This window comes from Flavobacterium silvaticum (assembly GCF_012911565.1).
GTDB lineage: Bacteria > Bacteroidota > Bacteroidia > Flavobacteriales > Flavobacteriaceae > Flavobacterium > Flavobacterium silvaticum.
This window is the reverse complement of the sequence record NZ_JAAMPU010000102.1, coordinates 1-20,295: the sequence shown is the minus strand read 5'-3', so window position 1 is coordinate 20,295 and position 20,295 is coordinate 1. Positions and strand designations below refer to the sequence as shown.

Annotated in this window: 19 protein-coding genes; 1 reads left to right on the top strand and 18 read right to left on the bottom strand. The window is 44.7% G+C overall.

Translation table 11 applies throughout. The features are described 5' to 3' along the window. Nucleotides 1-6: 6 nt before the first annotated feature. From G6047_RS06235 to uvrC, 15 genes are all read right to left on the bottom strand, one after another. Nucleotides 7-1,131, bottom strand: a complete 1,125-nt coding sequence (locus G6047_RS06235; protein ID WP_169526629.1) for an efflux RND transporter periplasmic adaptor subunit — start codon at nt 1,129-1,131, stop codon at nt 7-9. A gap of 16 nt (nt 1,132-1,147) precedes the next feature. Further along, a complete protein-coding gene (locus tag G6047_RS06230) occupies nt 1,148-1,639 on the bottom strand; it encodes a GbsR/MarR family transcriptional regulator (protein WP_169526628.1) in 492 nt (163 codons plus the stop codon). 108 nt (nt 1,640-1,747) lie between these two features. Further along, complete coding sequence (locus G6047_RS06225; protein ID WP_169526627.1) at nt 1,748-2,128, bottom strand: septal ring lytic transglycosylase RlpA family protein; 381 nt, start codon at nt 2,126-2,128, stop codon at nt 1,748-1,750. Then, nucleotides 2,125-2,586 (bottom strand): septal ring lytic transglycosylase RlpA family protein, encoded by a 462-nt coding sequence (locus tag G6047_RS06220; protein ID WP_169526626.1) that lies wholly within the window; start codon nt 2,584-2,586, stop codon nt 2,125-2,127. Before G6047_RS06220 ends, G6047_RS06225 begins: the two co-directional genes overlap by 4 nt. Before the next feature lie 84 nt (nt 2,587-2,670). Continuing rightward, entirely contained in the window at nt 2,671-3,090 is a 420-nt protein-coding gene (locus G6047_RS06215) for a hypothetical protein (RefSeq protein WP_169526625.1), read from the bottom strand. Between the two features lie 68 nt (nt 3,091-3,158). Then, nucleotides 3,159-4,799, bottom strand: a complete 1,641-nt coding sequence (gene pgi / locus G6047_RS06210) for a glucose-6-phosphate isomerase (protein WP_169526624.1) — start codon at nt 4,797-4,799, stop codon at nt 3,159-3,161. Nucleotides 4,800-4,860: 61 nt separating this feature from the next. Continuing rightward, nucleotides 4,861-6,111: a M23 family metallopeptidase gene (locus G6047_RS06205; protein ID WP_394352499.1), complete on the bottom strand. Its 1,251-nt coding sequence runs from the start codon at nt 6,109-6,111 to the stop codon at nt 4,861-4,863. 2 nt (nt 6,112-6,113) lie between these two features. Then, a complete protein-coding gene (locus tag G6047_RS06200; RefSeq protein WP_169526622.1) occupies nt 6,114-7,067 on the bottom strand; it encodes a tryptophan 2,3-dioxygenase family protein in 954 nt (317 codons plus the stop codon). Then, nucleotides 7,064-7,843, bottom strand: a complete 780-nt coding sequence (locus G6047_RS06195; protein ID WP_169526621.1) for a DUF3108 domain-containing protein — start codon at nt 7,841-7,843, stop codon at nt 7,064-7,066. The genes G6047_RS06200 and G6047_RS06195 overlap by 4 nt, the downstream gene beginning before the upstream one ends. Before the next feature lie 280 nt (nt 7,844-8,123). Then, nucleotides 8,124-9,284 (bottom strand): 4-hydroxyphenylpyruvate dioxygenase, encoded by a 1,161-nt coding sequence (hppD, locus tag G6047_RS06190; protein WP_169526620.1) that lies wholly within the window; start codon nt 9,282-9,284, stop codon nt 8,124-8,126. A 13-nt stretch (nt 9,285-9,297) separates the two neighbouring features. Then, the gene (locus G6047_RS06185) at nt 9,298-9,747 is read right to left on the bottom strand and encodes a CCC motif membrane protein (protein WP_169526619.1); all 450 of its coding nucleotides are present in this window, start codon (nt 9,745-9,747) and stop codon (nt 9,298-9,300) included. Beyond that, nucleotides 9,744-10,901, bottom strand: a complete 1,158-nt coding sequence (locus G6047_RS06180) for a homogentisate 1,2-dioxygenase (protein ID WP_169526618.1) — start codon at nt 10,899-10,901, stop codon at nt 9,744-9,746. The genes G6047_RS06185 and G6047_RS06180 overlap by 4 nt, the downstream gene beginning before the upstream one ends. Nucleotides 10,902-11,160: 259 nt before the next feature. Beyond that, complete coding sequence (locus G6047_RS06175) at nt 11,161-12,633, bottom strand: amino acid permease (protein WP_169526617.1); 1,473 nt, start codon at nt 12,631-12,633, stop codon at nt 11,161-11,163. Nucleotides 12,634-12,754: 121 nt separating this feature from the next. Further along, on the bottom strand, nt 12,755-14,959 hold the full coding sequence (locus G6047_RS06170) for a patatin-like phospholipase family protein (RefSeq protein WP_169526616.1): 2,205 nt from the start codon (nt 14,957-14,959) through the stop codon (nt 12,755-12,757). Beyond that, entirely contained in the window at nt 14,956-16,761 is a 1,806-nt protein-coding gene (gene uvrC, locus G6047_RS06165; protein ID WP_169526615.1) for an excinuclease ABC subunit UvrC, read from the bottom strand. Before uvrC ends, G6047_RS06170 begins: the two co-directional genes overlap by 4 nt. A 111-nt stretch (nt 16,762-16,872) precedes the next feature. On the opposite strand from uvrC, the gene G6047_RS06160 reads away from it, so the two are divergent. Further along, the gene (locus G6047_RS06160) at nt 16,873-17,445 is read left to right on the top strand and encodes a 5-formyltetrahydrofolate cyclo-ligase (protein WP_169526614.1); all 573 of its coding nucleotides are present in this window, start codon (nt 16,873-16,875) and stop codon (nt 17,443-17,445) included. On the opposite strand, the gene G6047_RS06155 is transcribed toward G6047_RS06160, so the two are convergent. From G6047_RS06155 to G6047_RS06145, 3 genes are all read right to left on the bottom strand, one after another. After that, nucleotides 17,408-18,061 (bottom strand): lipoprotein signal peptidase, encoded by a 654-nt coding sequence (locus G6047_RS06155; protein WP_169526613.1) that lies wholly within the window; start codon nt 18,059-18,061, stop codon nt 17,408-17,410. The two genes, G6047_RS06160 and G6047_RS06155, sit on opposite strands and share 38 nt — an antisense overlap. Before the next feature lie 106 nt (nt 18,062-18,167). After that, nucleotides 18,168-18,917, bottom strand: a complete 750-nt coding sequence (locus tag G6047_RS06150; RefSeq protein ID WP_169526612.1) for a LytR/AlgR family response regulator transcription factor — start codon at nt 18,915-18,917, stop codon at nt 18,168-18,170. 101 nt (nt 18,918-19,018) lie between these two features. Next, nucleotides 19,019-20,295: T9SS type A sorting domain-containing protein (locus G6047_RS06145; protein WP_169526611.1), on the bottom strand; the 1,277-nt coding region annotated here is incomplete at its 5' end.

Here is a 20,295-nt window from a genome sequence, read left to right as displayed (position 1 = left end):
AAATTCTTATTTGGCGGGTTGGGCTGCGGTGTCTTTTGCAGCGGAATTGGTTTCGGCTTGTCTCTGCTGAGGCGCAATCTGCATATCGTCCTTCATTTTAGAAGCACCTTCTACCACGATTTGTTCCCCGTCTTTCAATCCGTCGGTAACAATAAAATCAAGGCCGGAAGTTCCGTTGGTTTTAATGATGCGCGATTTGACTTTATTGCCTTCACCCAAAACATAAACCAGCTGTTTGCCTTGCATGTCGATGACCGCATTTTGAGGAACCACAATTACGTTTTTCTGGACAACCGGCAAACGTACGGTTCCGGTTCCGCCACTTCTCAAAACAGCTTCCGGATTTGGGAATTCCGCACGGAACTGGGTTGTTCCCGTTTGTGGATCTACAAGCCCGTTGATGGTTTCGATTTTGCCTTTTTGATCGTACACCGAATTATCTGCAAGCAACAATTCCACGCTCGGCACATTTTTCAATTTATTGGCAAGTGTCGCGCCTTTGAAGGTTTTGGAAAAGTCAATCATCTGCTTTTCATTGAGCGAAAAATAAGCCCGCATATCGCGGCTGTCAGAAACGGTTGTCAACGGCTTTTCACTCGTAGCGCTTACAAGTGTTCCGTTTTTATACGGAAGGCTTCCTATTACACCATCGGCCGGTGAAGTTATCCTGCCATAACCAATGTTGGCTGCAATACTGCCGTAATTGCTTTTGGCCTGGGAAAGTTTCGCCTTAGCCGTTTCCAATTGAACATTACTGATGATATTGCGTTGGACAAGTGGCGCCAAACGATCCACTTCAACCTGTGCGGCATTTACGGCAGCCTTTGCAGCAGCGGCATCCTGTGAAAGCGTATTGGTTTCCAGTTGAAATAAAAGCTGCCCTTTTTTAACCTGTTGGCCTTCATCTACGAACGTTTTCTGGATAAAGCCACTTACTTTAGGCCGTATCTCAACGTTCTGCCGGCCTTCAAGGTTAGCCGTATATTCCTGATAAATGGTCGCATCCTGGTGTGCTATAGTCTGGACCGGAAAAGGCATTGGACCCGCAGGTGGCGGCGCCTGTTCTTCTTTTTTGCCGCAAGAAAGGAAAAGCAACGATGCGGTTACTGACAGCAGATAGGCATTCTTCATTGGTATCTATTTAAGGTTATTGATTTTTATTTGTCTGTTCGATTTCTCGGAATTTTTCAATCGTGCGATACAGCATTTTTTCCGCGTCGAGAACGTGTTGCTGGTAGGCTACGATATTCTTCAGATCCAGGATTTCCAGCGCTCCCGTAGAAGTTTCTTTGCGGTAATTGATCATTCGCTCTATTATCTTTTTTTCAAAATTTATGATTTTCAGATAATTATCCAATCTTTCACTAAAAGGCGACGGCTTGAAAAATTTCCTGCGGTCACCGGCCACCGTATAATAATTGATCTTGCCCATTTTGAGCAACAGTTGAATATTGGTCGATACGGAACTCTTGCTCGAATGCGTCCTTTCTACCAATTCCTCAAATGTAATCCCGTTGTTGAATCCGTCTAAAATCAGGATGCCCAATATCCGGGATGCCAACGGCGGCAAATGATACAGCCGCTCGAAATGCACTCCGAACATTTCAATCAATTCCGCCTTTTCCTTCTCCAGCTCCATTATAAAAAATTGAAGTCCAAAATTAGGATTAGTTCGGTTGGTTCGGCGTTTACCGAACTTTAATGTTTTGTTAATGTTCCGAAATCGATGTAGAGGAATAGTCGATCCTTATCGGATAACTTCGAGATTTACCGTCAGCGTGCCGTGGTTTTTATTGTCTGCAATAGACATGAACGCACGCTTTGACAAATCTATTTCGCGGCTTTTCTTTTGCGGGCCGCGGTCGTTTATTTTTACGATGACCGATTCGCCATTGGCTACATTGGTCACTTTTACTTTGGTTCCGAAGGGCAACTTTCTGTGAGCCGCGGTCAAATCGTTATTACTGAAGCGTTCTCCGTTTGCCGTTTTGCGTCCGTTGAACATATCTGCGTAATATGAGGCTTCTGCATGTCGTTTATACATACTTGCCGAAGCATTTTTCGAAGACGAACACGAAGCAGCAACCAAAGCTATGATAAAAACGATGACAACGGAAACTTTCTTCATTGGATAATCTCAATAGTTACTTTGAGCGCACCGCCCCAACCTTTTCCGGCAATTTCCATAAAGGCTTTTTTTGTAAGGTCAATATCGCGTCCGCGGGTAAAAGGCCCACGATCAGTGACTTCTACTATGACCGATTTACCATTCGCTTCATTCGTCACCTTAATTTTAGTTCCAAAAGGCAATTTCCTGTGTGCTGCCGTGTATTTGTTGTTGTCGAACTTTCTTCCGCTTGCGGTACGTCTCCCGTTGAATCTTTCTGCGTAATACGAAGCATGCGCATTTTTTTTGAAAGGTTTCAATTTTAAGTTGGAAACGAGTTTCAGACTGTCTGCAATGACGGCATTCTTCTTAATCGTATCCTGAGAAGTCTTGGGTGAACTAGTGACTGCGGCCGGAGCCTGGCTAAAAACACCAAAGCCGCAAATCAAAAAAAGGAATAGTAAAAGGTACTGTTTCATTCGGAAATAATTTTGCGGCGCGCCATTAGCAAACACCGTTCCTATAGAATAAAAAAGCGCCCGAGGCGCCTTGATTTTGGTTCGTTAAAACCACAATTGATATGGGATCCTGCTTGCAATCAGCACCAATCCGATGGAATACATTAATGCAATTACCTGGAACTTTTTGGCATCTTCTGTTTTGCGTTTATGTGCCGACCAACCTACTGTTATCAGGACCAACGCAATCAGATTTATCAGCGGATGTTCAAGAGAGGTCAATCGTTGTGTACCCGTCATGACGCCAAGCGAATCTTTTCCCAACGGGGACACGAAATACAGTATTAACCCAATGACCAATTGTGTATGCGCCGCTATCAAAGCCAATAATGAAATTTGCCTGTCACTGGTTTTGAACGGACGGTTCGAAAGCTTTCCGGCCAATGCATTAACTGCTGCAATAGCTAAAGTGAGCAAAACGATGTATGCCCAACCGGAATGTGCTTTTTGGATAAATTCGTACATACAGATACTGTTTGGAAACCAAATATAGTAAAATCCCGACAAAAACGTTTTCGACGGGCCGAACCAGATTAAGCGTCGAGGAAATGCTTCAACAAATTCGTCGTCGAACTGTCGTGTTTTCCTATGTTTTTACTTTCGATTTCAGACAGCAACACATTTGCCAGTTGTTTCCCCAATTCCACGCCCCACTGGTCAAAACTGAAAATATTCCAGATGACGCCTTGTACAAAAATTTTGTGCTCGTACATCGCTATCAAAGCACCAAGCGACTCGGGCGTGAGTTTATCGATAAGCAACGTATTGGTCGGTTTGTTTCCGGCAAATTCCTTGAACGAACGCAGGAAATCAGCTTGTTCTCCGGAAATTCCCTGGGCAGCGAATTCAGCGTTTACGGTTGCTGTATTTTTTCCGTTTAGCAATGCTTCGGTCTGTGCGAAAAAATTAGACATCAGTTTATTGTGATGATCCTGATCGCCATGCAATGATCTTTTGAATCCGATGAAGTCTACCGGAATCAATTTTGTCCCCTGATGTATCAATTGGAAAAAGGCATGCTGGCTGTTTGAACCCGGTTCACCCCAAACGATTGTCCCGGTTTGGTAATTGACCGCATTGCCATTCCTGTCTTTATCTTTTCCATTGCTTTCCATGACACCTTGCTGCAGGTAAGCCGAGAGTCGCTTCAGGTATTGGCTGTAAGGAATGATCGCTTCCGATTCGCTTTTGTAAAAATTATTGTACCAAATGCTGACCAAAGCCAATACAACCGGAATGTTTTGGGAATGTTTGGCAGATTTGAAATGCTCGTCCATTCGGTTTGCGCCTTTGAGCAACTGATCGAAATTATCGTATCCCACGGCGAGCGCGATGGTCAATCCGACGGCACTCCACAATGAAAAACGTCCGCCGACCCAATCCCACATGGGGAAAATATTTTCTTCGGCAATGCCAAATTCCGTAACCTTTTTAATGTTGGTCGAAACAGCTACGAAATGTTTTGCCACATCTTGCTGTGTGCCAGATTTCAGGAACCATTTTCGAATCGTCTCGGCATTGGTCAACGTTTCCTGTGTCGTGAATGTCTTGGATACGATTACGAAAAGCGTCGTTTCAGGATTAAGTCCGGACAGGATTTCGTTTACATGGTCGCCATCTATATTTGAAACGAAATGCGCGTTCAATTGGTTTTTGTAGAATTTAAGCGCTTCTACAACCATATCAGGGCCTAAATCGGAACCGCCGATACCAACATTGACAACATCGGTAAACGCTTTTCCGGTAAAACCTTTGCGTGAACCGGAAATGACTTCGGCCGTAAAGCCTTCCATCTTTTGCTGTACCGAACGGATTTCCGGGATTACATCTTGCCCATCGACCAAAACCGGTGTTTCATTTTGAACACGTAAAGCCGTATGTAGTACTGCACGGTTCTCAGTTTGGTTGATCAGGTCGCCTTTGAAATAGGACTCGATTGCCTTGTCCAAACCACATTCGTTGGCAAGTTCGAGCAATAATTTTATGGTCTCAGACGAAATCCGGTTCTTGGAGTAATCAAGGAAAAAATCCCCGAATTGTATGCTGAACTCATTCGCACGGTTCAAATCCTGTGCAAACAAGTGTTTCATCTCCAGATGATGGTTCTCGTTAAAATGCGATTCGAGTTTTTTCCAGGCCGCTGTCTGCGTCGGGTTTAGTTTGGCTAATGACATGTCGATTGATTTCTGGGTGCAAAAATAACGATTCGGCACATATAGGCCGAATGCTTTTGTGTTATGCTTTCTGTAGGCTGCCGAATTTAGCGATGGCAACACTGTCAAGCGTCTTTTTAAGAGGTGCGATTTCAGATAGGAAACGTGGTTTGTATTTGTCGTTCATCGGAACCGAATTAGGTAATTTTAAGCGCAACGGATCAACCTGTACACCGTTTTTCCAAAATCGGTAGCATACATGCGGACCTGTCGCCAAACCCGTACTTCCCACTTTGCCGATTACCTGTCCCTGTGAAACGCGCTGGCCGCGACGGACAAGAATTTTGGACATATGCAGGTATTGGGTCGAATAGGTTCCGTTGTGTTTGACTTTGACGAAATTTCCGTTTCCGGCGGTATAACCAGTTTGTTCCACTACGCCAGCAGCTGTCGTCATGATTGGCGTTCCGGTTGCAGCGGCGTAATCTGTTCCTTTATGCGCTTTCCAGATTTGCTGTACCGGATGGAACCTGTTCCTTGAAAATCGGGAAGAAATGCGGCTGAATTTCAAAGGGGCCTTGAGGAAGAAATTCTTGAGGACTTTTCCTTCTTCATCGTAATAATCGACGCGGTTGGAAGTCGTGTCCTGCTTAAACGGAAACGCGTAAACCAACTTGCCTTTGTATTCGAAAAACGCGGCTTCAAAATCTTCGACTCCGTCATAAACGGAATCATTGATATATCGTTCGGTGAACGTTATCGCGAATCGGTCGCCTTTCTGAAGTTTGAAAAAGTCGATGCTCCAGGCGTAAACCTGTGAAATCTGTGTCGCCAGGCCTGTATCGACGTGTTGTTTTTCGAGTTCTTCGGTCAAAGATCCGTCGAGGCTCGCGGCAATGGTGCGTCTGCGGATTTTTACGGGTTTGACCTTTTTATAAGCTGTTACCGAATCGCGCAAATCCACCACATAATAACTCAATCTGTCCGGCTGGTATACAAAAGCCTGTAGTTTATGATCGGCTGATTTTGATTGTAATAACGTGTAAGCTTTCCCAATCCGGATCTTCCTGACATCGAACGTATCGCGGACTTTTTCTACGATTTCATGGATTTGAGACGGATTGAACCCTTGCTTGCCCAAAATGCTGCCAAAAGTATCTCCGCTGACAATCGTATCGCGAACCACATTAAAATCGTTGAGTTTAAATCCAAACTCCATGGTTTCGGGAAGCTTTCCCACCATTATTTTCTTTGAAATTGGTTCGTCCTTGGATTTTTGGCAGGAATTGAGCCCGATGACGAGCAAAGCCAATAGTGGAATCAGCCTCTTCAACATCAAACTTTTTTAGTGGATTCGTAGGCCTCATTGCCCCAGTTCGCCAGTTCTTCTTCAGACCATAACGCCGGGAAAAAGATGCGTCTCTGGTATTTTGGGTGCATATATTTTTTCCAGTCGCTTCCGCCTGTGGCTTCTCCGTCACCGTGCCCGCTGTCGATGTATTTTCGTGCCGCATTCAAATGACCCATGACCCATTTGATATTGACAGTGTGGTCGTAGTGACGCATTGCCTGGCGTAATTCCTCGTTTTGTTGGTCTTCTATCGGCAATTCCGAAAATTTACGCCACAGGTTCACCGTGTTGTATTCTTCCATGAATTTGAGGAATTCGTCTTTGTATTTTTTCTCGAATTGCTGGATCAGATAGGACTTTTTTCCCGTTTTGTAATCCTTGCCCGCAGCCTGCCAGTACAAATGCTCGAAAGCGTGTGAATACGGCGTGTTTCTGTCGATGGTATCCCGAAAACGATAATCGATAAGGTTGATTAAATCTGTAGAAGCGAATTCCACCAAACGATATTGTGCGCTTTGGAAACCGCTTGCCGGAGTCAGCGTATTACGGAATTTCATGTATTGGCCCACTTCCATTCCGTCGCCCATGATGGTAAACGACGATGTCAGCAAATCGAAATACCGGCTGATCCGCATCAATCTTTCAGTAAAAAAAGAAGTAGAAGGTTTTTCGGTATGGCAAATCTGGTCGAGTTCCCAAAGCACCATTTTGAAGAGAAGCTCATTGACCTGATGGTACATGATAAATACCATTTCATCTGGCAATGTGGTACGCTGGATTTGAAGATTCAAAAGTGCATCGGTCTGTATATAATCCCAATACGTTATTGGCTTTGACCAAAGCAGGCCTTCAAGATGCGTTTCGGTCTTTTGTCCTATAGAAGCATATTTCTGCTCCAGTTGCTCGAGCAATTCCTGTGGAATGTCGGGTTGGGTCATTCGGGTTTGATTTTAAATGAATGTTTGAGCCCTTTGTATGCTTCGAGATCGGCCTTTATGGAGCCGACGGCGAGACTTGCCTTGATGCGAACGGGAATTTTATTGTCGTCATCTGAAATCCAGATGGTTAAGCTTTCCTCCTCTTTGAAAACACGACCCGATTGCACCAATGGCCTGAAAATCATACACGGAACGGTGCCAAATTTAGTGCTTACATTTTCGTTACCGATATATTTTAACTTGAATTTGATCACCTCATCGTCAAAAAACATATCAGCGGTGATTGCTTCGCCAACTTTCATTTTATCGATCGTTGGATAATTTCTCAAATAGTAAAACATCGAAACTACATCAAGAACGTTGTCCGGAGTTACCAGCACCTTCTCTGTTTTGCGTTTGTAATCCTTGAACGTAGCGCGGTTACCTGTTTGATTGAAGAAGGTTTCCTGGTCTTTGGTGTATCCGCCTTCGTCTATCTTCCTGACCGATTGTGTTGGCAGACAGGTGTTTTTATCAAAGAAACTTTCATATCTGTCTTCCACTTTAAAGAAAAGCTTGGACATTCCGACCGTCCAGCCTTTTCCTATGGCATGAAAGATTTTTTTTGAGCCTAGCTGAGCTTCCTTTAGCTCAAGCGTTGCATATCCGGCGTTGACGAAACCATAGTGGATGCGAAATTTGAAATATTCGCCGACATCGAATGCGTCTTCGCGGACGGAAGCAGATTGGAAAGCGCATGAAATCACACAAAGAAAACCGAGCAATATCTTTTTCATAGCTTAAAAATAGGATTTTTTTCGCGCCCGCCTGACAACATTTATTCCAAAATAACCTAAATAAAACAAAAAACCCGGCTTGCAGATGCAAACCGGGTCTTATGTCTTAACCAACCAAACTATAAATTATGAAACTTACAGATCGAAACGGTTAACTACTCCGTTTCAACAGTGCAAAAATAGTTTGGAATTTACAATATTGAAATCAAAAATTCGTTTTTAACAATAATTTGACAACGAAAACGTTGTAGCGAATCACTGATTTGTGAAATATTCAAAATCACAACGTTCCTCTTTTAGCTTGCTCACGTTCAATCGATTCAAAAAGCGCTTTAAAATTACCCGCACCGAAACCTTTTGCGCCCATTCGCTGGATAATTTCAAAAAATAGTGTCGGACGATCCTGCAACGGCTTTGTAAATATCTGGAGCAGATAACCTTCCTCATCGGCATCGACCAAAATGGCTAGATTCTGTATCACATTAAGATCTTCTTTCATCATACTCATATGATCGCCCAATCGGCGAGGCACATCGGCATAATATTCTCCGGGAGGAGCCGATAAAAATTCAACTCCGCGAGCACGCAATTGCGTAACGGTTGTTATGATATCGTCTGTTGCGATGGCAACATGCTGAATGCCGGGGCCACCATAAAAATCAAGATATTCCTCGATTTGGGATTTTTTCTTTCCTTCGGCAGGTTCATTGATTGGGAATTTGATGCGGCCGTTTCCGTTCGACATCACTTTGCTCATCAAAGCCGAATATTCGGTATTGATCTGCTTGTCATCGAACGACAGGAAATTGACAAAGCCCATCACGTCTTCATACCACTTTACCCACGTGTTCATTTCGCCCCAACCTACATTCCCGACCATATGATCGATATATTTGAGACCCGTCGGCTCCGGATTGTAATCAGATTTCCATTCTTTGTAACCAGGAAGGAAAACACCGTTGTAGTTCTTTCTTTCAACAAAAACATGGACAGTTTCGCCATACGTGTAAATTCCGGAACGAACCACTTCTCCGAATTCGTCTTTCTCGACGGTCGGTTCCATAAAAGGTTTCGCGCCGCGTTTGGTGGTTTCTTCAAATGCGGAACGCGCATCTTCTACCCACAAAGCGGCGACTTTTACCCCGTCACCGTGCTTTTTGAGATGTTCATTGATTGGTGAATCGGCAGTTAGCGGAGTTGTCAGCACCAAGCGGATTTTGTCCTGTTTCAACACATACGACGCCCTGTCTTTAACGCCTGTTTCCAAACCTGAGTAAGCGACGGACTGGAATCCGAAAGCGGTTTTGTAGAAATGTGCCGACTGTTTGGCGTTGCCAACATAGAGTTCGACGTAATCTGTTCCGAGCAATGGCAGGAAATCCTGTGCGCCTTCAAATATTTTTTCAAGTCCGTATTCGACTGATTTTACTTCTTTTGACATAATTTTTAATTTTTTATTCGACTGAAGTTGAATCGATGTGCACCGTTTTGATGTACGTTGTATCGATATAACTCGTGTCTTGTTGTGTTTTATAATAAGTGCTGTCTGTTTCAATCTGGTGCCTGCTATTTCTCAGGCTTCTCCAGAATTCCGGCCCTGCCATTGATCCCACAATGACAAAATAAATCAATTGTAAAAGCAGTATAATACCGCTGATGGCAATGGCAATGATATTTATAATCCGCCCTGTGCTTACCATCTCCCGTGATTTTCCGCTGTACATTTCAGGATCTGATGCATGAAGAAGCAGACTTCTTTGCGCCTGGGTCAGGCCAACTATTCCCAATACAAGCGACGCAATCGCAAAAACGCCGCAGCAGCATCCAAACAGAATAAGAACAAGGGCAATTACTCCCAAAATCACGGACGATGGATCGCCCGGTAATTTATGGAACTGCATCATTCCACCCATGATTTATAGTACTGCCCGTCGTCGAGTCCCATAGCTTCTTCAGTCACCATCAACGGCTTGAACGTATCGACCATAACGGCCAATTCCTCTGTAACGGTCTTCCCGATGCTTCGTTCCATGGCACCAGGCGCAGGCCCGTGCGGAATTCCTTTTGGATGCAAGGTGATATGGCCCTGTTCAATATTGTTGCGGCTCATAAAGTCGCCATCGACATAGTACAAAACCTCATCGCTGTCAATATTGCTGTGATTATAAGGTGCGGGAATGGCTTTCGGATGATAATCGTAAAGCCTTGGACAGAACGAGCACACCACGAATGTCGCTGTCTCGAATGTCTGATGCACCGGCGGCGGCTGATGCACGCGACCTGTAATCGGCTCGAAGTTATGGATGCTGAAACCATAAGGGAAATTATATCCGTCCCAACCAACGACATCGAACGGATGCGTGGCGTAGACCATTTCATGCATCATTCCTTCCTTCTTAATCTTGATGATAAAGTCGCCTTTTTCATCATACGTCTCCAATTCATCCGGAAATTTGAAATCACGCTCGCAAAACGGAGAATGTTCAAGCAATTGGCCTGAAGCATTTTTGTATCGTTTTGGTGTGTAAAAAGGCGCATGTGATTCGACGTAGAAAATACGGTTGTCTTCTGTATCGAACTGCATCTGATAAATCATGCCTCTCGGAATGATCAGATAATCGCCATATTCGAAAGTAATATTTCCCATCATGGTCCGCAGTTTTCCGGAACCTTTGTGGATGAAGATCATTTCGTCCGAATCTGCATTCTTATAAAAATAATCCTTCATGGAATGTCTTGGCGCGGCAAGCCCAATGATGCAATCGCTGTTGACAAGCATTGGTTTTCTCGAATCGAGAAAGTCATTTTCCGGCTTGAGCTCAAAGCCTTTGAAAAGCAATGATTTTATGTTTTTGCCGATTGCGATTTTGGGTTCGACCGAGTAACTTCTAAGAATTTCCTTCACCTGCGTCGGACGATGCACATGGTACAAAAGCGAAGAATGTCCGTGGAAACCTTCCGTCCCGAACAATTGCTCATAATACAATCCGCCTTCCGGCTTCTCGAATTGCGTATGTCGCTTTTGAGGAAAATTGCCGAGTTTATGATATACTGGCATAGAAAAATGAATAAGGGTAAATAATCCGTTAGCAACCGAAGATTCGGCCGGGGGTCAGGTTAAGATACGGAATTCACTCCGGATTCCGCTTGATCAGGAATTTGAGATGGGCCAATAAACCGATCCATGTTTTCATCTTTCCAAATATCGGAAAAATATAATTTTTGCCCTTGTTTCTTGTGGATTATTTATAAAAGAAAACTCCGGAGTCCATTGTCCGGAGTTTTCTTTTATAATGCGGAATAAACTTCAATTCTAATTATGAAGGATTATTAAGTTTGCTATGCTTCTTACTGTAACCAAAATAGAAGATGATCCCTAAAACCATCCACCCAATCAGTCGCAACCAGTTGAGCCAGCCCAAACCGAAAATCATCGCCAGGCAAACCGCAACACCCAAAATGGGCACTAACGGAACCCAGGGTGTTTTGAATTCACGTACCATGTTCGGTTCTTTTTTACGCAATACGACAACGGCAATACATACCAATATAAAGGCAAACAACGTTCCGATACTGGTCATATCACCCACAACATCGCCAGGAATGAAAGCCGCAAAAAGCCCTACAATCAAAAGAATGATTAGGTTGGCTTTGTATGGTGTCTGGAATTTGGTGTGCAGATGACTGAAAAATTCCGGAAGCAAACCGTCTTTCCCCATTGCGTAAAACACACGGGACTGGCCCAAAAGCATCACCAATATTACCGAAGAAAATCCGGCGAGGATAGCAATCGTCACAAAAGAGCCGAGCCATTCATAACCAATCATATACTTATTGATCGCAAAGGCGACCGATGCTTCTTTTCCTCCGGTACGGAAATCTTCAACCGTAGCAACGCCAGTCAATACGTGGGCAAACAAAATGTACAACAAGGTACAGATGGCCAATGAGCCCAGAATACCTATAGGCATATCGCGCTTTGGGTTTTTGGTTTCCTGAGCAGCCGTACTTACCGCGTCGAATCCGATAAAAGCGAAAAAAACCGTTCCCGCAGCGCCCAGAATTCCCATGATACCACCAAAATGATGGCTCACACCCGCATCATCGACATAGGTTGTGGCTGGTGGAATGTACGGTTCGTGGTTCGCCGGGTTGATAAAGCCCCATCCGACGATAATGATCGCCACAACGATGGCAACTTTCACGATTACAATCAAACCGTTTACAAAAGCAGATTCCTGTGTTCCTTTGATCAGCAACAAACTGATGACACCCACAATGAACAGTGCCGGCAAGTTTATGATTCCGTGTTCACCCAGGTCAGAAACCTGGAAAGGCGAATGCGACAATCCATACGGAATGGGCTGAACATGAAGCACCGAGACCAATAGATTATTTAGATATTCACTCCACGCAATCCCTACGGTTGCTGCTCCAACGGCATATTCCAAAATCAAATCCCAACCGATTATCCATGCCAAAAATTCACCCATAGTTGCATAGGTGTACGTGTAGGCACTTCCTGAAATTGGAATGGAAGAAGAAAGTTCGGCATAACACAATCCGGCCAAGGCACATCCTATTGCCGCCACGATAAAACCGATGGCTACAGATGGGCCTGCATTCTGGGCCGCCGCAGTTGCTGTCCGTACGAAAAGTCCGGCTCCGATGATTGCCCCGATTCCGAGCGCAACCAATGACCATGCGGTCAGCGTTCTTTTCAATCCTTTTTCAGATTCAGCAGCTTCCGACAATAATTGGGTCAGTGGTTTCTTTTTCCAGATTGACATATAAATAGCGTTTGTTTAATTTTAGATGATGTCTTGACACATTTTAGCAAGACAGAATGCCAAATATATAGTTTTTCACCAAAAAACTTGATGAAACGGACTGATGTTTTGGTTTGTCCGATCAGAATGCAAAACCTACATTGAACCAAACGAAGCCTTTAGGTAATTCCGGCGACCACGAATATTTGATCTCAATAGGACCAATTATCGTTTCCATTCCGTAACCGAAAGCATATCCCGTGTATTTAGGAGATGAAATCCAATCGGCATCGCGGAACAATCCGTTGCCGACCTGGGCGAAATTGGCCGTGAAGTTCAAATGATTTTTGCGGAAGATTTCATAATCAAGCGTTCCTTCCACCTTTAGATAACTGTCACCGGAAATTCCGAGGAAATCATATCCGTAAAATGGCTTAATGTTATCGACAGGCTGGAACCCGAAACCGCCAAGGATGAAATTGAAATACGGAACACCGCCATCACCAATGGTTCCGCCTGCTTCCGCACTGCCTTTTACGGTAAATTTCCGGTATAACGTACGGGCAATTCCGGCTTCTGCCTTAAGTATCGAATATGGTGAAAAATCATGGTTGTAATTGGTCGACGACAGATACGATTGGAAATCGGCTGAAGCAAGCCAACCGATCTTTGGGAAATACTTATTGTCGTAAGAATCGTATTTCAGATAGGCCAACGTACTGAAATACCGGCTTTTTTCAAAGGTTTTATCGGCTGTCGGCAAGGTTTCGGAACGCACCTGCAAATACTTCATTTCCGCCCCGATGCCAAGAATGAACTTTTGCATGAAAAGTGTCTGTACATAAACCTGGTTCGATAAATCGAAGAAATCGATGTTGATTGTGTTCAAACCCAAGACCTGCAAAATATCGCCATTGCTGAAATCGGTATTGATGTTACTGTTGAACTGATTGTAGCGCGACCTGAGCCCAAAGCTGAAATAAAATCCGTTGTCCACATAATAATCCAGATTATATCGGGTATTGTCGCCCAAACCGACATCGAGCGAAATCACGTCGTTCTTGAACAACAACCGTTTATGGGTAAAATTCGTCAAAACGCCGCTTTTGTACAATCCGTCGTAATGCAATCCGAAACGCAGCATCGTCCGCGACGGGTTCTCGACCAGGTTCAAACGGAATTCCTCTTCGCCATCGGTTTCATGTATCGAATAGGAAATGGAACTGAAGTTCTGGGTCGCACTCAGGTTGTCGATGCCGCGTTTCAAATCGTCGTAACTGATCATACTCTGGTTCTTGAAACCCAGTTTCCCCAAAACGTAAGCGCGTGTGTAGTTATCAAGTTTGTTTATGGAAACCGAATGGATGCACAAACTGTCATTTTCACGTCCCAAATCCGGTCTTTTGTAACCTGTAGGATGCACAATGGATTTGATTCGTTCAAGTTGTGCCTTCGCCGCTGCTTCCCCTTTGGCGATAATATCTCCGCCTTCGCTAAAGGAAAGTACCGAAAATTCATTGAGTTCAGGCTTGATGTAAATATCAGTTTCGGCCCGCTTGCGTTTCATGATTTCCTTTTGGCCGATGGTAGAAATCTGACCGAGAATCCGCGTGGCATCATTGAGAGCTTTGCGGTCTTTCAATCCGTCCTGGACATCGACGCCGATGATGATATCGGCACCCATTTTTCGTACTTCTTCAATGGGATAATTATTTGCGACACCTCCGTCAACAAGCAATTTCCCATCGAGTTCCACCGGGCTGAACAACGATGGCAATGCCGAACTCGCGCGAATCGCCATAGGCAGATAGCCTTTGTTCAAGAGTACTTCTTCGCCGGTTTCGATATCGGTCGCGATGCAAAAAAACGGAATGGGAAGTTTATTGAAATCATCAACATGACGCACCCGATGCAGTAAGCGCGACATCAGGTTGAAATTATAAAGTCCTTTGGAATAAGCCCTTGGAATGCCTATTTTGAAATTATCGAACGGCAAGGTCAACGCATACAATTCGTCCGATCTTTTGCCATAAAAGTTTTTTGCAGCCCTGGGTAAGTAATCCTGCAATAGCGCATCGAAATCGGTCGAACGGAAAATGGAATCGATCTGGGTCGCGTTGTATCCGGAAGCATATAAGCCGCCAATTATGGCACCCATGCTCGTCCCGCCGATATAATCGACTTTGATACCGTTTTCCTCAAGCACTTTGAGAACGCCGATATGTGCAAAGCCTTTCGCCCCGCCGCCACTAAGAACCAGACCGATTTTTGGGCGGCGCACCGAATCCTGGGCGTTCATCGTCCACGAAAAAAGAACCATCAAAAGCAGAATGATTTTATATTTCATGAACCTGCTTTTTCCGATTGATAAAACGCGATGATTTTTTGGGCTCTTGAATTTCCAACTATGGCAGCGATTTCAGGTTCGGATGCCAGCTTCAAACGCTTGACCGACTTGAAATGTTTGATGAGTTCCGTCATGGTTTTCTCACCCACGCCCGGAATGCTTTCCATAGATGTTTTCAAAGCGCCTTTGCTGCGCTTGTCGCGGTGGTGCGTAATCCCGAACCGGTGTGCCTCGTTTCTGAGCTGTTGGATGATTTTGAGTGTTTCCGATTTCTTGTCAAGGTACAATGGAACCGGATCGTCCGGATAAAACAATTCCTCCAAACGTTTCGCGATACCCAGAATCGAAATTTTTCCCCTGAGGCCCAGAAGCTCGAGGCTTTTTAATGCTGCCGACAACTGTCCTTTTCCCCCATCGATGATAATCAATTGCGGAAGGGGCTGGTTTTCGTCGAGCAATCGGCGATATCTTCTGTGGACGACTTCTTCCATCGAAGCGAAATCGTTCGGGCCGTCGACGGTCTTGATATTGAAATGACGGTAATCTTTCTTGCTGGCCTTTCCATCCTTGAAAACGACGCATGCCGAAACGGGATTCGTTCCCTGGATGTTCGAATTATCAAAACATTCGATATGGCGCGGTTCTTCGGGCAGACGTAAATCTTTTTGCATCTGGGCCATAATCCGATTGGTGTGTCTGTCCGGATCGACGATCTGGATTTGCTTGAGTTGTTCCATCCGGTAATATTTCGCGTTTCGGACGGACAATTCCAGGATTTGTTTCTTATCGCCGAGTTGTGGCACGGTGACTTTTATCTTCTCGCCCAAATCGACGGCAAACGGAACAATGACTTCTTTTGGCCGGAGTTCGAATCGTTCCATGATTTCGACTATTCCGAGTTCGAGCAATTCCTCATCGGTTTCATCGAGTTTCTTTTTGAGTTCGAGCGTGTGCGAACGGATGACAGACCCATGGGCAATCTGCATGTAATTGACATAAGCCGCGCCTTCATCGGACACAATCGAAAAGACATCTACATTCGTCAACTTCGGATTGGCGACTATCGACCGCGACTGGTAATTCTCCAGCACTTCCATCTTGTTCTTGATATATTGTGCTTTCTCGAATTGCATTTCAGACGCATATTCCTGCATCTGCTTCTTGAAATCCTTTAAAGATGTGCCGAAATTTCCCTTAAGGATTTCACGGATCATATCGACGTGCTTCTCATAATTCTCCCGGCTTTCATAACCTTCACAAGGTCCTTTGCAATTCCCGATATGGTATTCGAGGCACACTTTGAATTTGCCGCTTTCGATATTTGAATCCGTCAAATCATAATTGCACGTCCGCAACGGATACAATTCCTTGATCATATCGAGGATCGTATAAATCGTTTTGAAACTGGTATATGGCCCGAAATATTCCGAACCGTCGCGGATCATTTTGCGGGTAGAAAAAATCCTCGGGAAAGCTTCCTTCTTGATACAGATCCACGGATACGTCTTGTCGTCTTTGAGCATCACATTGAACCGCGGCTGCAGGTTCTTGATCATGTTGTTCTCCAAAAGCAAGGCATCGCTTTCAGAAAGCACGACGATATGTTTGATGGTCACGATTTTGCGAACCATAACGTTCGTGCGCGCATTATCGTGGACTTTGTTGAAATATGACGAAACCCGTTTTTTGAGGTTTTTCGCCTTGCCCACATACAGTAGTTTTTCGTCTTTGTCGTAATACTGATACACGCCGGGATTATCTGGCAGTGTCTGTATTTGTAACGCAAGCGGATTGTGGGTCATACAGCAAAAATAACGAAAAGCTGTCGTCAGGCAATTTCAGTGAGGCAGTAAAACATTTGGATTCGTTACTTTTAACGCGCGCTTTTGGCGTATCGTATCAATTGAAGGAAAATGACAAAAGCCGAAGTTAGGAAACGCTATCTGGATTTACGCAAAAAACTGACTCCGGACGAGATAGAATCGCTGAGCCTTGGCATCGCAAACCAATTTTTAAGGCTTCCGATTTGGGATATGAAATACTTTCATGTCTTTCTTCCAATCCGTTCCAAAAATGAGGTTGATACCGAATTCCTGCTGACTTTATTGCAAGGAAAAGACAAAGAAGTGGTTTTGTCCAGAAGTGATTTCGAAAGCCATCAGATGCATCACTTTTTACTGACGGATTCCACGCGCATTATCGTCAACGAATATGGAATTCCTGAACCAGAAGATGGAATCGAGGTGCCGCCAAATAAGATAGAAGCTGTAATTGTTCCGTTGCTTGCCTTTGATGCAAACGGACAGCGAATCGGGTATGGAAAAGGATTTTACGACCGGTTTCTTTCTGACTGCAATAGCAATGTACTCAAAATCGGGGTTTCGTTTTACGATATTTCCGATAGTTGGGAAGATGTACTGCCGACAGATATCGCGCTTGACTTTTGTGTTACTCCTGAGAACGTGTTTGATTTTCGGCAGGTGTAGCAACAGCGGGCTTTTCTTCTTCCTTATGGAACGCCTTTTTGTTGAAGACAATAAGGATTCCGACGCCAATTGAGATAGCAGAATCGGCTACGTTGAAAATCGCATTGAAAAACGTGAATTGTTTCCCGCCCCAAAACGGAACCCATTCCGGCAACAGGTAATCTTCTACGAACGGCAGGTAAATCATATCGACCACTTTTCCGTGAAACCAGGTTCCATAAGGCCTGTCAGAAAATAATGTAGCTAATTGGTGGTGGCTATCGTCAAAAATAACCCCGTAAAAAACCGAATCGATGATGTTCCCGAAAGCACCTGCAAGAATCAGCGCAATGGCAACGATAAGGTAATTGGAAGATTTAGCCTTTATGGCGCTGTTGAGCCAATATCCGATGCCGCAAACCGCGAGCAATCTGAAAACCGTCAGGATCAATTTGCCATACTGGCCCGGAATTTCAGTTCCCCAGGCCATGCCTTCGTTTTCAATGAAATAGAGCCGGAACCAACCGTCTTTAGGAACCATGTCACCGAGGAAAAAATTGGTCTTGACATATATTTTGGTAAACTGATCAATGGCAAGGACCAAAAAAATGATCAGATAAGCTTTGCGTAGGGACATGCAGATTTTTTTATTGCGGCAAAAATAGAAGGAAAAATGTCAATACTGAAATGTCATCTCCCAAATAATTGACAATTTGTTGAAAATCATCATTCAAAACCAAAAATCACAGCGTTTCGAGCAGCGCCATGAATTCATCCCGTTTACGCACGGCCAAAGGAATGGTAGATTTGTTCTTGAGGATAATGGTCGAACCTCCGTCACTTTTAAGCAGATGATCGAAATACATCATATTGATCAAATGGGATTGATGCGTCCTGAAGAAACCCAGCGGAGACAACAGCGTATCATATTCTTTGAGCGTCGTCGAAACCACCAGTTTAGGCGCATTGATAAAGAAAAATGTGGTGTAATTCCTGTCGGATTCACAATTGACGATATCCTGGACGTTGACCGAATAAATCTTATCCATGGTTTTAAGAACCAGTTTTTGCAGGTCTTTCGGTCGTTCGATATTGGTAAACAAGGTGCTCAGCCGAATATCGAATGCTTCCTTGGTAACAGAATCCTCTGCTTTTTTTACGGCTTCGATCAAGTCAGTCGGGTCAATCGGCTTGAGCAGATAATCAATGGCCGAAAAACGGAACGCCTTTATCGCGAAATCCTGGAAACCGGTTATAAAGATGACTTTGAAATTGACAGGTCGAAGTTGCTGCAACAGGTTGAAGCCGGTTCCATCAGGCATTTCTATATCGAGGAATACCAAATCGGGCAGGTATTTTCGTATGACTTCGACCCCAGATTTTACATCGTTTGCCTCCGCTATGATGGCAACATTGGGGCAATGCTTTTTGATAAGGGCCATATTCTTGGCCCGGATCGTATCGATATCGTCTATAATGATGGCTCTCAGCATATTTTGTACTTGTCGTAAAGATATGGAATCAAAAATCTGGAAAATAACAAAAGAAAAACCGCAGTACAGACACCGCGGTTTTTCATTAAAAACTTAACTTATTATCGTTTTACGATCCGGAAAATCGTTTGTTGTGAACCGGATTTTACCTCAACAAGATACACTGCTGCCGGCAATGCTGAAAAATCAACCGAAACTTCAGGCGCATCATATTTTCGGGTCAGGACTTTTTGTCCGAGTAGATTTACGATGGTTACAGATGTTATTCCGCCCTCATATTCCAACTGTAAAGATCCGGTTACAGGATTCGGATAGAAACGCAACTGCCCTTTCAAATCGTCTTGCACACCCAAAGTTACCGTAACAGATACAGCAAGTGGCTCAACCGATTGGCATCCGTCTACATGCTGAATGGCAAAATAGGTAGTTCCATCTGCCAAAATCTCAGATGCATCCAACGGATTGAGTCCTGATATTGCTTCTTCATACGTTGCAAACCATTCCACATTTTCACCTGTAGCCAGCAAATCAGCAACTGTTGCTCCTTCAACATAAGATTGTGAGGTTGAGCCTGTCGGAGCAGCAACCGAATATACTACGATGGTCATCGTCGCAGATGTAGCACACTGACCTGCCGATGGCGTGAACGTGTATGTCGTAGTCGCGGTGTTATCGAGTGCCGGTGACCAGCTTCCCGTGATACCGTTATTGGAAGTCGTGGGCAAAGCCGATAAAGTCGCTCCCGAACAGATCGCCGCTACCTGGGTGAACGTAGGTATTGTGTTCGAGTTGACCGTGATTGTCATCGTTGCAGATGTAGCACACTGACCTGCCGATGGCGTGAACGTGTACGTCATAGTAGCGGTGTTATCGAGTGCCGGCGACCAGCTTCCCGTGATGCCGTTATTGGAAGTGGTAGGCAAAGCCGATAGAGTCGCTCCCGAACAGATCGCCGCTACCTGGGTGAACGTAGGTATTGTGTTCGAATTCACCGTGATTGTCATCGTAGCCGTAATAGCACATTGTCCTGCCGATGGCGTGAACGTGTACGTCGTGGTCTCAGTATTGTTCAGCACCGGTGACCAGCTTCCCGTGATGCCGTTATTGGAAGTCGTCGGCAAAGACGATAGAGTCGCTCCCGAACAGATCGCAGCCACCTGTGTGAAAGTAGGTGCCGTGTTCGAGTTGACCGTGATGGACATCGTAGCCGTAGTCGCACACTGACCTGCAGTCGGGGTGAACGTATAAGTCGTAGTCGCGGTGTTATTGAGCGCCGGTGACCAGCTTCCCGTGATGCCGTTATTGGAAGTCGTAGGCAAAGCCGATAGAGTCGCCCCGGAACAGATCGCGGCTACCTGGGTAAATGTAGGTGCCGTGT

Bases quoted from the DNA above. Each gene is read 5' to 3' on its own strand.
- G6047_RS06220 (WP_169526626.1), bottom strand. From the start codon at position 2,586: ATGAAACAGTACCTTTTACTATTCCTTTTTTTGATTTGCGGCTTTGGT.
- G6047_RS06155 (WP_169526613.1), bottom strand. From the start codon at position 18,061: ATGTCCCTACGCAAAGCTTATCTGATCATTTTTTTGGTCCTTGCCATT.
- G6047_RS06160 (WP_169526614.1), top strand. From the start codon at position 16,873: ATGACAAAAGCCGAAGTTAGGAAACGCTATCTGGATTTACGCAAAAAA.
- hppD (WP_169526620.1), bottom strand. From the start codon at position 9,284: ATGTCAAAAGAAGTAAAATCAGTCGAATACGGACTTGAAAAAATATTT.
- G6047_RS06230 (WP_169526628.1), bottom strand. From the start codon at position 1,639: ATGGAGCTGGAGAAGGAAAAGGCGGAATTGATTGAAATGTTCGGAGTG.
- pgi (WP_169526624.1), bottom strand. From the start codon at position 4,799: ATGTCATTAGCCAAACTAAACCCGACGCAGACAGCGGCCTGGAAAAAA.
- G6047_RS06175 (WP_169526617.1), bottom strand. From the start codon at position 12,633: ATGTCAATCTGGAAAAAGAAACCACTGACCCAATTATTGTCGGAAGCT.
- uvrC (WP_169526615.1), bottom strand. From the start codon at position 16,761: ATGACCCACAATCCGCTTGCGTTACAAATACAGACACTGCCAGATAAT.
- G6047_RS06200 (WP_169526622.1), bottom strand. From the start codon at position 7,067: ATGACCCAACCCGACATTCCACAGGAATTGCTCGAGCAACTGGAGCAG.
- G6047_RS06215 (WP_169526625.1), bottom strand. From the start codon at position 3,090: ATGTACGAATTTATCCAAAAAGCACATTCCGGTTGGGCATACATCGTT.
- G6047_RS06150 (WP_169526612.1), bottom strand. From the start codon at position 18,917: ATGCTGAGAGCCATCATTATAGACGATATCGATACGATCCGGGCCAAG.
- G6047_RS06235 (WP_169526629.1), bottom strand. From the start codon at position 1,131: ATGAAGAATGCCTATCTGCTGTCAGTAACCGCATCGTTGCTTTTCCTT.
- G6047_RS06195 (WP_169526621.1), bottom strand. From the start codon at position 7,843: ATGAAAAAGATATTGCTCGGTTTTCTTTGTGTGATTTCATGCGCTTTC.
- G6047_RS06225 (WP_169526627.1), bottom strand. From the start codon at position 2,128: ATGAAGAAAGTTTCCGTTGTCATCGTTTTTATCATAGCTTTGGTTGCT.
- G6047_RS06185 (WP_169526619.1), bottom strand. From the start codon at position 9,747: ATGATGCAGTTCCATAAATTACCGGGCGATCCATCGTCCGTGATTTTG.
- G6047_RS06170 (WP_169526616.1), bottom strand. From the start codon at position 14,959: ATGAAATATAAAATCATTCTGCTTTTGATGGTTCTTTTTTCGTGGACG.
- G6047_RS06180 (WP_169526618.1), bottom strand. From the start codon at position 10,901: ATGCCAGTATATCATAAACTCGGCAATTTTCCTCAAAAGCGACATACG.